Source organism: Tabrizicola fusiformis (assembly GCF_013328815.1).
Classification (GTDB): domain Bacteria; phylum Pseudomonadota; class Alphaproteobacteria; order Rhodobacterales; family Rhodobacteraceae; genus Fuscibacter.
Window position 1 is genome coordinate 26652 of the sequence record NZ_JABUHN010000011.1, and the last position, 13540, is coordinate 40191.

Annotated in this window: 14 protein-coding genes; 9 read left to right on the top strand and 5 right to left on the bottom strand. The window is 65.1% G+C overall.

The window, feature by feature from the left end:
* Positions 1-43 precede the first annotated feature (43 nt).
* Positions 44-691, top strand: a complete 648-nt coding sequence (locus HS053_RS16730; RefSeq protein WP_174212413.1) for a hypothetical protein — start codon at positions 44-46, stop codon at positions 689-691.
* 16 nt (positions 692-707) lie between these two features.
* Entirely contained in the window at positions 708-1226 is a 519-nt protein-coding gene (locus HS053_RS16735) for an SRPBCC family protein (protein ID WP_174212414.1), read from the top strand.
* Between the two features lie 23 nt (positions 1227-1249).
* Here the strand turns inward: HS053_RS16735 and HS053_RS16740 are convergent, their stop codons facing one another.
* Positions 1250-2293, bottom strand: a complete 1044-nt coding sequence (locus HS053_RS16740; RefSeq protein WP_174212415.1) for a type II glyceraldehyde-3-phosphate dehydrogenase — start codon at positions 2291-2293, stop codon at positions 1250-1252.
* A gap of 93 nt (positions 2294-2386) precedes the next feature.
* Here HS053_RS16740 and HS053_RS16745 point away from each other — a divergent pair, with 93 nt between their 5' ends.
* Positions 2387-2575: a hypothetical protein gene (locus tag HS053_RS16745; protein ID WP_174212416.1), complete on the top strand. Its 189-nt coding sequence runs from the start codon at positions 2387-2389 to the stop codon at positions 2573-2575.
* Between the two features lie 40 nt (positions 2576-2615).
* On the opposite strand, the gene HS053_RS16750 is transcribed toward HS053_RS16745, so the two are convergent.
* The 4 genes from HS053_RS16750 to HS053_RS16765 all read right to left on the bottom strand — a co-directional run bounded on the left by HS053_RS16750 (position 2616) and on the right by HS053_RS16765 (position 7231).
* Complete coding sequence (locus tag HS053_RS16750) at positions 2616-3119, bottom strand: hypothetical protein (protein WP_174212417.1); 504 nt, start codon at positions 3117-3119, stop codon at positions 2616-2618.
* On the bottom strand, positions 3116-5524 hold the full coding sequence (locus tag HS053_RS16755) for a heavy metal translocating P-type ATPase (protein WP_174212418.1): 2409 nt from the start codon (positions 5522-5524) through the stop codon (positions 3116-3118). Before HS053_RS16755 ends, HS053_RS16750 begins: the two co-directional genes overlap by 4 nt.
* 370 nt (positions 5525-5894) lie before the next feature.
* A complete protein-coding gene (locus tag HS053_RS16760; RefSeq protein ID WP_174212419.1) occupies positions 5895-6560 on the bottom strand; it encodes an RNA polymerase sigma factor in 666 nt (221 codons plus the stop codon).
* The gene (locus HS053_RS16765; RefSeq protein WP_174212420.1) at positions 6557-7231 is read right to left on the bottom strand and encodes an RNA polymerase sigma factor; all 675 of its coding nucleotides are present in this window, start codon (positions 7229-7231) and stop codon (positions 6557-6559) included. Before HS053_RS16765 ends, HS053_RS16760 begins: the two co-directional genes overlap by 4 nt.
* A gap of 646 nt (positions 7232-7877) precedes the next feature.
* On the opposite strand from HS053_RS16765, the gene HS053_RS16770 reads away from it, so the two are divergent.
* From HS053_RS16770 to arcC, 6 genes are all read left to right on the top strand, one after another.
* A complete protein-coding gene (locus HS053_RS16770) occupies positions 7878-8195 on the top strand; it encodes a DUF2933 domain-containing protein (RefSeq protein ID WP_174212421.1) in 318 nt (105 codons plus the stop codon).
* Positions 8192-8848: a methyltransferase family protein gene (locus tag HS053_RS16775; protein WP_174212422.1), complete on the top strand. Its 657-nt coding sequence runs from the start codon at positions 8192-8194 to the stop codon at positions 8846-8848. The genes HS053_RS16770 and HS053_RS16775 overlap by 4 nt, the downstream gene beginning before the upstream one ends.
* A 70-nt stretch (positions 8849-8918) precedes the next feature.
* On the top strand, positions 8919-10358 hold the full coding sequence (locus HS053_RS16780) for a YfcC family protein (protein WP_174212423.1): 1440 nt from the start codon (positions 8919-8921) through the stop codon (positions 10356-10358).
* A gap of 13 nt (positions 10359-10371) precedes the next feature.
* A complete protein-coding gene (locus HS053_RS16785; RefSeq protein WP_174212424.1) occupies positions 10372-11601 on the top strand; it encodes an arginine deiminase in 1230 nt (409 codons plus the stop codon).
* Positions 11602-11619: 18 nt separating this feature from the next.
* On the top strand, positions 11620-12621 hold the full coding sequence (gene argF, locus HS053_RS16790) for an ornithine carbamoyltransferase (RefSeq protein ID WP_174212425.1): 1002 nt from the start codon (positions 11620-11622) through the stop codon (positions 12619-12621).
* 5 nt (positions 12622-12626) lie between these two features.
* Positions 12627-13535 (top strand): carbamate kinase, encoded by a 909-nt coding sequence (gene arcC / locus HS053_RS16795; protein WP_174212426.1) that lies wholly within the window; start codon positions 12627-12629, stop codon positions 13533-13535.
* The last annotated feature ends 5 nt before the right edge of the window (positions 13536-13540 follow it).

Consider the following 13540-nt stretch of genomic DNA (forward strand, 5'->3'; position numbering starts at 1 on the left):
AAGTGCAGCGCGTAACAGGACGCTGCGGCATAGGGGGATTGAGATGTTCGCAACCATTCGGCTTCCCGCTGCCGAAAGTGGTGCGGCGTCCGCCCCAGTTGCCGAGACGATGAAACCTGCACACGAAATGGCTAGGAGCATTGAGATGAGGGTTTGTAGTGTATCGTCCATCCTGCTGGCAGGTTTTTTGACTATCGGCGCGGCCAGCGGGCAGACCCCTCCGCCGGCGGACGACCCGCATCACCCGGCAGTCGATGAAGAAACGACCGCCACGGTCGAGGCGGAGGTCGCTCCGCAACCACAGCCTCCGAGCGGCGAAGCCGGAATGGGGGCAATGATGTCTCCCGAAATGATGCAGATGATGATGCAGATGATGGCGCAGCACCATCCAGCCGGTCAGATGCCCACGGCGGGAATGGCCGACGGAATGCAGTCCGGTATGGAAAGCGGATTGAGCCTGGAAGTGATCTTCGGCAAGGCAGCCTCCGCAGCCCCGGAGATGACGCCGGACAAGGTGCAATCCTTGCTTCAGGCTCAGCTTGACCGTCTGGGCAATCCGCGCCTGGTGCTTGGCGCCATCGGCGAGGCTCCCGATGGCAGCATCATTGCGGAAATCCGTACGGTTGATGGTGCGCTGGTGCAAAAGCTGGCGTTCAACCGCTTTCCGGGCTTAGTACGCCAGATCGACTGAGCGCCGGACGGCGGCGATGGAGAAGCAGAGATGCAAGGAAACCCCCCATCGTTTCGAACATTCAGCGACGATCGTTGCGCCGCCGCAGGACGTGTTCGACTTCCTCGACGACCCGGAGCGCATCGGCGCTCACATGTCCGGGGGGTCACCGATGATGCTGGGCGGCGCCATGCGGTATCGCCTGGATGAAGGCAGGGGCAGGGAGGTCGGATCGGTCATCCGCATTGATGGCCGGATGTTGGGTCTTGCACTGCATGTGGAAGAAGTGATTGCCGAGCGCGTTCCGCCTGTCCGCAAGATCTGGCAAACCGCCGGATACCAGAAGATGATCGTCATTCAGGACTATCGGATGGGGTTTGAGACCCATCCGGCCCCGGGCGGAACCGAATTGCGCGGTTTCATCGACTACACGCTGCCGCAGGGTGTGGTCGGCGGCCTGCTCGGGCTCTTGGCTGGGCCGCTTTATGCACGCTGGTGTGTGACGCGTATCGTCGACGGCACGCGGCAACATTTCGCTGCGCGCCGTCGCGGGTGATACTAGCGGCCCTCTGCCGCCGATCACCAGCGGGCAAGCGCACCGATGCCAAGCGCCGCATCGGTCAGGGCCATAGTGGCGAACGCCTCGGTCGCCAATCCCGTCAGCGCCCGGATGGCGTCGATCGTCTCAGGGATAACAATGGCCTGGTTGTCCACCATGTAGGCGTAGAACAATTCGTCCCCCTGCACGGTCAGCATGTCCTCCCAGAGCGCGACTTCGTAGAGGTTGTCGTGCGGGCGGCCCAGATCGGCCATCATCTCCTTCACGGCATTCAGCGCGTCGAGCCCGTCGTCCATGCGGATCAGCGCAATGCGCGACGAGGCGCGGAAGGCGTCTAGAACCTCCGCCTTGGTCGCGGCGCGGGTCATCTGCACCGACCAGTAATGCAGATGCGCCAGCGTCTCGGGCACCTTCACCGCCATCGTCACCACGTCCAGATCGGGATCGACGCTTTGCGCGTCGGGACCCTGGTGGCTGGGAATAGCGGGTTCCGGGACCAGCGTGTTCATGATGCCGCCGAGATGGCTTTCCCAGGGATCGGTCGCCCGACGGAGCAGCGTACCGCGCGCCCGTGCCAGCAGGCTCGCGCGTTTCAGAGCGTTGAGCGTGCGAACGATGGACGTGGTGTTGCAGGACACGACCCGGGTGCTGTCGCGGCCGATGGCACTGGCAAAGCTGGCCTCGGCGACGAAGGAATGGCCGGTGACCGAATGCTTCTCTCCTCCCTGGAGGATGAAGCGGATGCCACGTTTGCGGTAGGCCTCGACATTTGCTGCCGCGATCCGCTTTGGCGTGCAGTCCACCACCACATCCGCCTGCGCGAGCAGATCGTCGAGCGTGCCCGAGACGGCAAGATCGACGGCGCGCATCGCCGCCGCGTGATCCGCAGTTGCCCCGAACAGTGCAAAGCCCTTGGCCAAAGCCATCCGGGGGCGCCAGTCGGCGGATACGTCGCATACCCCGGCGAGCGCCATGTCGGGCTGCAGCACCACCGCATCGGCCACTCGCTTGCCGATGACGCCATAGCCGTTGACCGCGACGCGGACCTTTTTTGTGATGTTCATGCCGATTTCTCCTCTTTCAACCAGGACGGTCGACTGTTGCCACCGTCTCGTGCTTTCGATGTTGGCCGGCGTCAGCGGCGCGACGTCCCGCAGATGCGCAAGCTTCTTTCGGACCACCATTGTCCGGCCGCCGCGAAAGCCTGCGGCACCGCTGCAGTTGCTTTGGCCGCCTTTGGTCCTGAGCGGGTCGCCCATGCCCGAGGCCCGATCGCAACCGTTTCTTCAAACGCGTTCGAACAGGTCATTCATTTCGGTTCCTTCCTGCGTTTCGCGCAGTCTTGAAGAGATGCCAGGGTGCAGAGACGATTGCCGGAGCAACCGGTCAGTCCCCGGTGGGGGTATAGGTGAATGGGAACACGATACCCTTCGCCCGTCCGGGAAGAATGACATCGAAAGAAAGTTCAAGGGCTTGCCGGCTGGGAAGCTCCGCGAAGGCTCCCCAGGTCACAGTCCCGGCGATCAACATCGGTTCGAGGTTCAGCCGGGTGTTCCCGATGTGGCCAAGTTCCATGAGCTTGACCGACACGCGCGCCGCTTCGATCCTCGCGCCGGTTGTGGCATCGAACAGGGCGAGGACGAGATGATATTGATTGCGACCCTCGGGAACGCCGCCATGCATCGTGCCTTCGGAATGGGAGCTTGGATGACCCCGGACGATCGCGGCGGGCAAGACACCGAGGTAGGCGAGTACGTCGTCGACGACCATGGAATTGGCGTCGGCGGCATCCTGTGCTGGCGCGGACATGGGCAAGGCAAGAGCGGCGATTCCTGCACAGGAAAGCGCCAAAAGACTGCGTCGCGACAGCTGAGGCAGCGCGAGGGTCATGCCGTGGCTTCCCGCAGGCCTTGGGGCAGCGGTGCGTTCGGGGAGCGGCGTACCACGCCTTCGAGCCGTGTCCGCTTCAGAAGCAGGGCGTTGACCGCGACCAGGGCCGAACTGCCCGACATCGAGATCGCGGCAACTTCGGGGCTGATCGTGAAGGGGTAGAACACGCCCGCCGCCACTGGAAACGCCACGACGTTGTAGGCTACCGCCCAGAACAGGTTCTGGTGCATCTTTCGCAGGGTCGCGCGCGACAGCACGATCGCGCCCAGCACGTCATAGGGATCGCTCTTCATCAGCACCACGTCGGCGCTTTCCATCGCCACATCGGTGCCCGCACCAATGGCGAAGCCGACATCGGCCTGGGTCAGCGCCGGGGCGTCGTTGACGCCGTCCCCCACCATGCCGACCTTCTTGCCCTGCGCCTGCAATTCCTTGACCTTGTCGGCCTTCTGCCCCGGCAGGACATCCGCGAGCACGATGTCAATGCCCAGTTCGCCCGCGATGCGCGCCGCCGTTCCGGCGTTGTCTCCGGTCAGCATGGCGACCTGGACTCCGCGTTCGCGCAGCTTGGCCACGGTTTCCTTGGCACTGGGGCGCAGCGCGTCGGCAATCGCGATCAGGCCAAGGATGCGGCCACCCTCGGCGACATGCACCACCGTCCGGCCCGCGCCCTTCAGCGTGTCGGCGCGGTCGGTCAAGGCACCGAGCGACACCTTCTCCTCGTCCATCAGCCGCCGGTTGCCGACCAGCACCGCCTTGCCCGCCACCTCGGCCTTGGCACCGCGACCGTCGAGGGTCTCGAATGCCGTCATCGCGCCAAGCGTCAGGTTCTCGGCGCGTTCGACGATGGCAACGGCAAGCGGATGGTCTGAGCCCTTGTCCACCGCCGCCGCCGCCGCCAGAACCTCGTCCTCGGTCCGGCCTTCGGTGGCCACCACTTCGACGACCTTGGGCTGGCCCATGGTCAGGGTGCCGGTCTTGTCGAAGATCACCACGTCAAGTTTCGTGGCATCCTCCAGGGCGCTGGCATTCTTGAACAGGATGCCGTTCATCGCGCCAAGGCCGGTGCCGACCATGACCGCCATCGGCGTCGCCAGCCCCAGGGCATCGGGGCAGGCGATGACGAAGACAGTGATCGTCAGCGTCAGCGCGAACAGGAGTTCGGCCCCGATCCAGCCATACCAGACGGCAAAGGTGCCGACGCCGATGACGATGGCGACCAGCACCAGCCACTGCGAGGCCCGGTCGGCCAGAAGCTGCGCCGGGGCCTTGGAGTTCTGCGCCTCCTGCACCAGCTTGACGATCTGCGCCAGTGCTGTGTCGGCGCCGACCTTGGTGGCGGTATAGCGGAAGGTGCCCGACTTGTTGATCGTGGCCCCGATCACCATGCTGCCGACGCCCTTCTGCACCGGCATGGATTCCCCAGTCAGCATCGACTCGTCGACCAGAGACGTACCCTCGATCACTTCGCCATCAACGGGGATCTTGTTGCCGGGCCGGATCACCACAGTTTCGCCTTGCAGGACCTCGGCTGTCGGCATTTCGACCTCGCGGCCGTCGCGGATCACCGTCGCCATCGGCGGGGCGAGGTCGAGGAGCGCCCTGATCGCCTCGGACGCCCCGGCGCGGGCCCGCATCTCGAGCCAGTGGCCGAGCAGGATGAACACCAGAAGGACCGCAACCGCCTCGTAGAACTGCACGCCGGGAAAAAAGAAGGTCGAGCCGACGCTGAAGGCATATCCTGTGCCAACCGACAGTACGACCAGCACCGCCATGTTCAGGATGCCGTTCCGTAGCGCCCGCCAGGCGGCGACGACAAAGGGCCAGACCGGCCAGATCACCGCGATGCTCGCCAGGATGAACAGCCAGAGGTCAAGCCGCAGGTCAAAGGGCGGGGCGGGGGGGGTGAACATGCCGCCCATCGGGGAGTAGATGAAGATCGGGATGGTGAAGACCAGCGCCACCCAGAAGCGGTTGCGCATGTCGCGCACCATCGACTGCATGTCGCCCGACCCGTGGCCCATCTCATGCGCCATCTCGTCATGGGCGGTGGGGTGGGCGATGGCGGATTTCGCCATGCCGGGCAACATTCCGGGCATCGAAGCCATGTCATGCCCGGCATGCACCGAAGCTCCGGCCGCCGCCTGGCCCTCATAGCTGCCGTGTTCGGCACAGACATGCCGCGGCAGCACTTCGCCCGCGCAGTGGTAGCCGCAGTCCTCGACAGCCTGACGCAGCGCTTCCACGCTGGTCCTGCTGTCGTCGAAGGTGACGCTGATCGACAGGCCGACCGGACTGGCAGAGGCAGACAGCACACCCGGCAGTGCGGCAAGCTGCTTTTCGATGCCGAGATGGCCCAGCCGATCCGCCGAAGCGTTGAAGTCGAGTGTGGCCGTGGTTGTCATTGTACGTCGTCCCTCGTTGGCTGATCTGGGCTGCGGCGCGCCGGGCATTGCGGCGCGTCGCAGTGGCGTTCCGTCAGGAGCAGCAGCAACCTGAGCCGTGCTTCGCTTTCGGCCTGTCTGCGGACGCGTCGGCGCCTGTCGCCTTGGCCCGCTCGACATGCTTGTCGTTTGATGCGCGTTCGGACGATGTGGCGTCAAGGCCATGCTCTCCGTGCGACCCACAGCAGCCGCCTGCGGCAGATTTCGTCTCTGCTTGCAATCTGGTTTCCGGTTTGGTCATTCTGGATCTCCAGGGTCAGGGGTTGATCTTTCGGCGGACTGTCCCGCTCAGGGGACTCGCCGTGGTAAGGACGCGGCGCGTCCGCGACCATTACACCGGCGAACCCTCTGCAGATCCTCCGGAAGTCAGCCTAAGCGTTCGCGCCCTGTCGCAGGCACAGTCAAGAAAGCCGTGCTCCGGGCAGGTCAGGCACATGGCGACCAGCAGGTCCCGCAGCTTTGCGCGCGCGCGATGCAAACGGACCGCAAGTGTCGCTTCGCTGATGTTCAGGGCGCGGGCGACTTCCGCTCGCGGCTGCTCGTCAAGATCAATCCGCCAGACAATGTCGGCCGCCGCCGGGGGAAGAAGGCTGATCACATCCCGCAGGCACGCGCAGACGGCGACATCGACCTCACCGTCGGGACCGGCCGCGGGATCTGCTTCCTCTGACGGAGTGGCGGGCACTTCCTGACTGCGCCGCCGACTGGAACGCCTATGATGGTCCGCGATAGCAGTCGAGAGCAGGCGGCTCAGCCAGCCACGCACATTTTGCGCGTCGCGCAGATCGTCGGCGCGCCTGATCGCTCGCAAAGAAAATTCCTGCATGACGTCGCGTGCTTCATCGGCATTCCTCAACCGATTGACGAGGAATCCGAAGATCCGGCGATGGCCCTCGACTAAGGCTGCTTCGACCGCTGCGCGCTGCGCGCTGACTCCGGGATTTGGGTGCTGATCCTGATCGTCACTGACCTTGGCCGTCCTGATAGTACCCGTCATGCGAAACCTTCTTCTCCTGTTCGGGTAACGTGCGGACCCGGCACCCGGACAGAGAAGCCGGAAAAATCGGGATTGGAGCCCGCAGCTGTCCCGATTGCGCCAGTGTGGCCGGACGGGCCCGTCAGCGCGTCGCGCAAGGCGCGACGGGCGCGCAGGATACGGACGTTGAGTGTTCCGATCGAGACGTTCAACTGGCGCGCAAGACTGTCTCTGGTCTGATCACGCAAATAGAGGCCACGGATCAGCTCTGCCTGGTCGGGACGGATGCGCGCCAGGGCCTGCTCAATGTCCGTCAACTGCCCGTCAGCCGAGTCGGCTTCTGCCAAGTCTGGCTCCATGCCGTCAGATGCGGAAAGCGCGGTAGCATGGATTGCGTAGGTGGCATCGGCCCGGCGGCGCGCATCACACCGACGGTAATGATCAAAAAGTGTATTGCGCAACACGCGGGATAGCCAAGCTTCGGTGTTGTGAATCGTGCCGGCGCGGCGGGAAGCCCGAATGACCTTCAGGTTGAAGTCCTGCAGAAGATCTTCCGCAGTGTCCGGGTCGCTCACTCGGCGGCGCAGATAGCTCAGATAGTTACCGCGTCTGGCGACAATTCTTGTGCACGGGTCGGGCTCAACCGGCTGCGGACGCCGGAGGTCGGACCGAAAGATCTCGGTGTAAAGCATGGCGGTTTCCGTTCGCTAAGTCTCGTGAATGGAACCCGGCTATGACAATGGCGATTGACGGTGATCAGCCAACGGCAGACGGAATTCCGGTTTCAGGCGAGTTGCGAAACGGCGTTTGGTGGACGAAGCAGTCCGCTTGGCCGATGCTGAGTTCGGAACGAGAACTCCAGACGCACCCAGTGGCTTACGAACGCGACGATCGGCACCGGCGCGTTGGCTGATCCGCTGGCTGAAATGGCATATTGAAGATGGCAATGGCTACCGAGACTGCCAGGCGAAGTGGGGCATTCATGCGGCGGCATTGATGCTACATTCACGATGGCAGATCTGTGTTGGTCGCTCTGTCTTGCCTGGTTCGTTTCAATCGGGTCCACGGAACCGACCATTATCGCCAAGCCCAATATTGCGACGAGGAACGCCATGCAGATTGCATGCGCTTCCCGGCGAAAATCTGATGGGGCATTGGACGTCATGTAGGCACTCTACGTCGCCTGGACGAGAGCAACATTGACCGAGATCAACCCGTGCGAGGTACGTCGAGGGGGGAGCGGATGAACTCAATGTCGCCGAAAGCCTGTAATATCTCGGCAGCGTGAGCGTCTCCTTCCATGCACGGCCAGCAAATGCGTGACCTTGGAGGCAAGCAATGCATCAGCATGATCAAACACAGAAGCCGGATGACCCCGCAGCGTGGTACAAGACACGCTGGGGATTGGCATTGGTTGGGTTCGTTGCGCTGAGCGCGCTGCTCCTCCTTTACGAGCACCGGCTGCACATTCCCTTTGGAAATCTGCTGGTGATATTGCCGCTGTTCGCCTGCATCGGCCTGCATTCCATGATGCACGGCGGGCACGGAGGCCATGGCGGGCACGGAGGCCACAGCGGTCTTGGCGGCCGGTCGGGCGATGTCACCGGCCCGGCGACGGAGAAGCCTTCCGAAAAGAGCGAGGGAGGCCCGCGATGACCCCGGATACCGCACCTGCCTACGGGCTATGGCTTCTCGCGTTTGTAAATGCGGCCGTCTTCATCATGTTTGCCTTGAGTTTTAGCAAGCCGCAGACGCCGAGGGATTGGCGCAGCTTTGGCGCGTTCAGCGCTTTTCTGGTCGCTCTCTTTGCCGAGATGTACGGCTTTCCGCTGACCATCTATCTGCTTTCTGGCTGGCTTGGCAGTACCTACCCTGGCATCGACTGGTTCTCGCACGACGCGGGCCATCTGCCCGAGATGATGTTCGGCTGGCGAGGCAGTCCGCATTTTGGCCCGTTCCACCTTCTGAGCTACTTGCTGATCGGGGGAGGTTTCTGGCTGCTCTCGGTCGCGTGGCCAATACTTTACGCGGCGCAGCGTGCCGGGCGGCTGGCCACGACCGGGCCTTACGCGCGTATCCGACATCCGCAGTATGTAGGCTTTGTGCTGATCCTGACGGGGTTTCTGGTGCAATGGCCAACCATCCTGACTCTGGCGATGTATCCGGTGCTTGTCTGGATGTACCTCCGCCTTGCCCGCAGCGAGGAGGCCGAGGCGCGCGAGCGGTTTGGCGCGGAATATGACGCCTGGGCAAGCCGGGTGCCTGCCTACTTGCCGACAAGCCGTCCCGAAAGCGGGGCGACTTCCTGATCGTCGGCCTCTCCCAACAAGGGCGGCGGCGCAGAGGCTCTGTTCCCGCCCGAGCAGAATGGAACACAGAATGAGCGACATCGACACCAACTCGGGAACCGACCGGCTGGCCGACCGCTTTCCGACCGCCTACACGATCCTCTTCGCGCTGATCGTGCTGGTCGCGGGCCTGACCTGGGTCATCCCCGCCGGCCGCTTCGACCGGGTGGAGAACGAGGCCGTCGGCCGCGAGATCGCGGTCGCGGGCACCTACAAGACGGTCGAGGCCAACCCGCAGGGGGTCATCGACATCGTGATGGCGCCGGTGGCGGGCTTCTACGATCCCGACAGCTATGCCGCCAACGCCATCGACGTGGCGCTGTTCGTCCTGCTGTTGGGCGGGTTCCTGGGGGTCGTGAACGCCACCGGCGCCATCGACACCGGCATCCGCCGGGCGATGTCCGGGCTGAAGGGGCGCGAGATCTGGATGATCCCCTTCCTGATGAGCCTCTTCGCGCTTGGCGGCACGACCTATGGCATGGCCGAGGAAACGCTGGCCTTCTACGGGCTTCTGGTGCCGGTGATGATCGCGGCGGGCTATGACGCGGTGACCGGTGCGGCGATCATCCTGCTGGGGGCCGGGATCGGCACGCTCGGCTCGACGATCAACCCCTTCGCCACGGTGATCGCCTCGAACGCCGCGGGCGTGGCCTTCACCGAGGGGCTGGCGCTGCGGCTGGTGATCCTGCTGGGCGGGCTGGTCATCTGCATCGCCTATGTCATGCGCTATGCGGCCCGCGTCCAGCGCGATCCGTCACGGTCACGGGTGGCCGACCTTGCCGCCGACCACCGCGCCGCCTTTGCCGGATCTGCCGGGAAAAGTGCGGGCGACGTGCTGAGCGGCACCCAGTCGGTAGTGCTGGTCCTGTTCGCGCTGACCTTCGTCGCGCTGATCTGGGGCGTGTCCTCGCAGGGCTGGTGGATGGCGCAGATGAGCGCGCTGTTCTTCGCCGCCGCCATCGTCACCGGGCTGGTTGGGCGGCTGGGCGAAAAGCGGCTGACCAGGGCCTTCATCGACGGGGCGCGCGACCTGCTGGGCGTGGCGCTGGTCATCGGGCTGGCGCGCGGCATCGTCGTGGTGATGGAACAGGGACTGATCGCCGACACCATCCTGAACGCCGCCGCCGGGGCCGTCTCGGGCCTATCGGACCTGGCGTTCATCAACCTTCTCTACTGGATCCAGGTCGGGATGAGCTTCTTCGTCCCGTCCTCTTCGGGCCTTGCGGTCCTCTCGATGCCGATCCTGGCGCCCTTGTCGGACTTTGCCGGAGTCGACCGGTCACTGGCCGTCACCGCCTACCAGTCGGCCAACGGGCTGGTGAACCTGATCAACCCGACCTTCGCGGTGGTGATTGGCGGGCTCGCCATCGCGCGGGTGCCCTACGAGCGCTGGCTGGGGTTTGTATGGCCGCTCCTGCTGATCCTGACTGTCTTCATCATGGCCGCGCTCAGCGTCGCCACCTATCTCTGACCGGAGACTCCCAATGTCCGAACCAACCGTCGGCGTCCATTCCGAGTCCGGCCGACTGCGCCAGGTGATCGTCTGTCGCCCCGGCCTCGCCCACCGTCGCCTGACGCCGGAAAACTGCGACGATCTTCTGTTCGACGACGTGTTCTGGGTCAAGCAGGCGATCAAGGACCACGCCGTCTTCACCGATCTGATGCGCGCCGAAGGCATCGATGTGCTGGACGCGAACGACCTTCTGGCGGAAACGCTGGACATCCCGGCGGGCCGCGCCTTCGTCCTTGACCACCGGATCACGCTGACCACCGTGGGCGCGGGCATGGTGGAACCCCTGCGCCTGTGGATGGAGGCACTGCCGGGGGCCGATCTGGCGCGCTGGCTGATCGGCGGGCTGACGGTGGGCGACCTGCCCTATGCCCCCGAGGGGTTGTTCGGGGCCTGGCTTGGCAAGGCGGGCTTCATCCTGCCACCCTTGCCCAACATGATCTTCACCCGCGACAACAGCGCCTTCGTCCACGGCGGCGTGTCGCTGAACCCGATGTTCTGGGCAGCGCGGAAGCCCGAGACGCTGCTCACCACCGCGATCTACCGCCACCATCCGAAATTCGCCGGCCGGGTGCGCGAGTTGTTCGGCGATCCCACCCGCGATTTCGGCCCGGCGAGCCTTGAGGGCGGCGACATCATGCCGGTGGGCCGCGACACCGTGCTGGTCGGCATGGGCGAGCGATCCTCGGCCCAGGGCATCGGGCTTTTCGCGCAGGCTTTGTTCGACCAGGGCGCGGCGTCCCGCGTCGTCGCCTGTCGCCTGCCGCGCACCCGCTCGGCGATGCATCTCGACACCGTGTTCACCTTCTGCGGCGGCGATGTGGTGACAACGTTCAAGGAGGTCGCCGACGGCATCACCTGCTTCGACCTGCGCCCCGACGGGCCGGGCAAGCCGTTCCGCGTCACCGAGGACCGCCGCCCGATCTTCGAGGTCGTGGCCGAGATCATCGGTTACAAGAAGCTCAGGATCGTGCCCACCGGTGGCAGCGACCCGGCCGAGCGCGCCCGCGAACAGTGGAACGACGGCAACAACGTGGTGGCGCTCCGCCCCGGCGTGATCGTCGGCTACGACCGCAACGACGACACCAACGCCATGCTGCGCGCCGAAGGCATCGACGTGCGCGAGATGCCGGGGGCCGAGCTTGGCCGGGGCCGGGGTGGCGGCCATTGCATGACATGTCCGACGATCCGCGACCCGGCCTGACACCGAAGGAAAAGAACCATGAGCTTCAACCTGCGCAACCGCCATTTCCTGACCCTGCGGGACTATACCCCGGCGGAAATCGGCTTCCTGCTGAAACTCTCCGCCGACCTCAAGGCCGCCAAATACGCCGGGACCGAACAGCCGCTGCTGAAGGGCCGCGAGATCGCGCTGATCTTCGAGAAGGATTCCACCCGCACTCGCGTCGGCTTCGAGGTCGCCGCCCATGACCAGGGCGCACATGTCACCTATCTCGGTCCCACCGGCAGCCACATCGGCCACAAGGAGAGCGTGAAGGACACTGCCCGCGTCCTGGGCCGGGTCTATGACGCGATCGAATATCGCGGTTTCGGCCAGGAGATCGTCGAGGAACTGGCCCGGCACGCGGGCGTGCCGGTCTACAACGGCCTGACCGACCAGTTCCACCCGACCCAGGTGCTGGCCGATTTCCTTACTATGCAGGAACATGCCGAAAAGCCGCTGAGGAAGATCGCCTTCGCCTTCCTTGGCGATGCGGGCAACAACGTCGGCGAAAGCCTGTTGATCGGCGGGGCCAAGATGGGCATGGACGTGCGGTTGGGCGGGCCCAAGGCCTGCTGGCCGAAGAAACCGGTGATCGACGAGGCCGAGGCCATCGCGAAGGAGACCGGGGCGCGGATCACCGTGACCAAGGACCCTGACGAGGCGGTGAAGGGGGCCGATTTCCTTTACACCGATGTCTGGCTGTCGATGGGCGAGGCCAAGGAGAAATGGGCCGAGCGGATCAAGCTTCTGACCCCCTGGCGGATCGATACCGCGATGATGGCGCGCACCGGCAACCCCCGGGCGCGGTTCATGCATTGCCTGCCCGCCTTCCACAACACCGAGACGGCGGTGGGCCGCGACATCGCCGAAAAGTTCGGCCTGACCGAGATGGAGGTCAGCGACGAGGTGTTTGAAAGCCCGGCCTCGGTGGTGTTCGACCAGGCCGAGAACCGGCTGCACACGATCAAGGCGGTGCTGGTCGCCACACTGGGGGGCTGAGGCCGATGTGGGTGGTCGCGGCCCTGGGCGGCAACGCGCTTCTGCGGCGGGGCGAGCCGCTGACGGCGGAGGTGCAGCGCGCCAATGCGGCGCGGGCAGCCGGGGCCTTGGCCGGGCTGGTGCGGGCGGGGCACGATCTGGTCGTCACCCACGGCAACGGCCCGCAGGTCGGACTGCTGGCTTTGCAGGGCGCGGCCTACCGGCCCGATGCGCCGGAACCGCTCGACATGCTCGGCGCGGAAACCGAGGGCATGATCGGCTATCTGATCGAACAGGAGCTTGAGAATGCCCTCGGCCACGACCGGCCGGTCGCCACGCTGCTGACGCAGATTCTGGTCGATCCCGCCGACCCCGCCTTTGCCCGCCCGACCAAGCCCGTCGGCCCGGTCTATGCCGAGGCCGAGGCAAAGCGGCTGGCGACCGCGCGCGGCTGGACCGTCGCCCCGGACGGTGCGGCGTGGCGGCGGGTCGTGCCTTCGCCGAAGCCGGTCGAAATCCCCGACCTGCAGGTGATCCGCCTGCTTCTGGCGCAGGGCGTGGTGGTGATCTGCGCGGGCGGCGGCGGCATCCCGGTGATCCGGCGCGGTGACGGCAGCCTGACGGGGATTGAAGCGGTGATCGACAAGGATCATGCCAGCGCACTGCTGGCGCGGGAGATCGGGGCCGATGCCCTGCTGATGCTGACCGATGTGGACGGGGTGCAGGAGGGTTTCGGCACCCCCACAGCGCGTCGCATCCCGCGCCTGACCGCTGCCGAAGCGGCGCAGATGACGCTGCCTGCAGGCTCGATGGGGCCGAAGGTTGCCGCCGGGCTGGATTTTGCCGCACAGGCTGGCAGACTGGCCGGGATCGGCCGGATGGAAGATGCACTCGCCATTCTGGGCGGAGCAGCCGGGACCGTGATCTCGGGCTAGGGAAA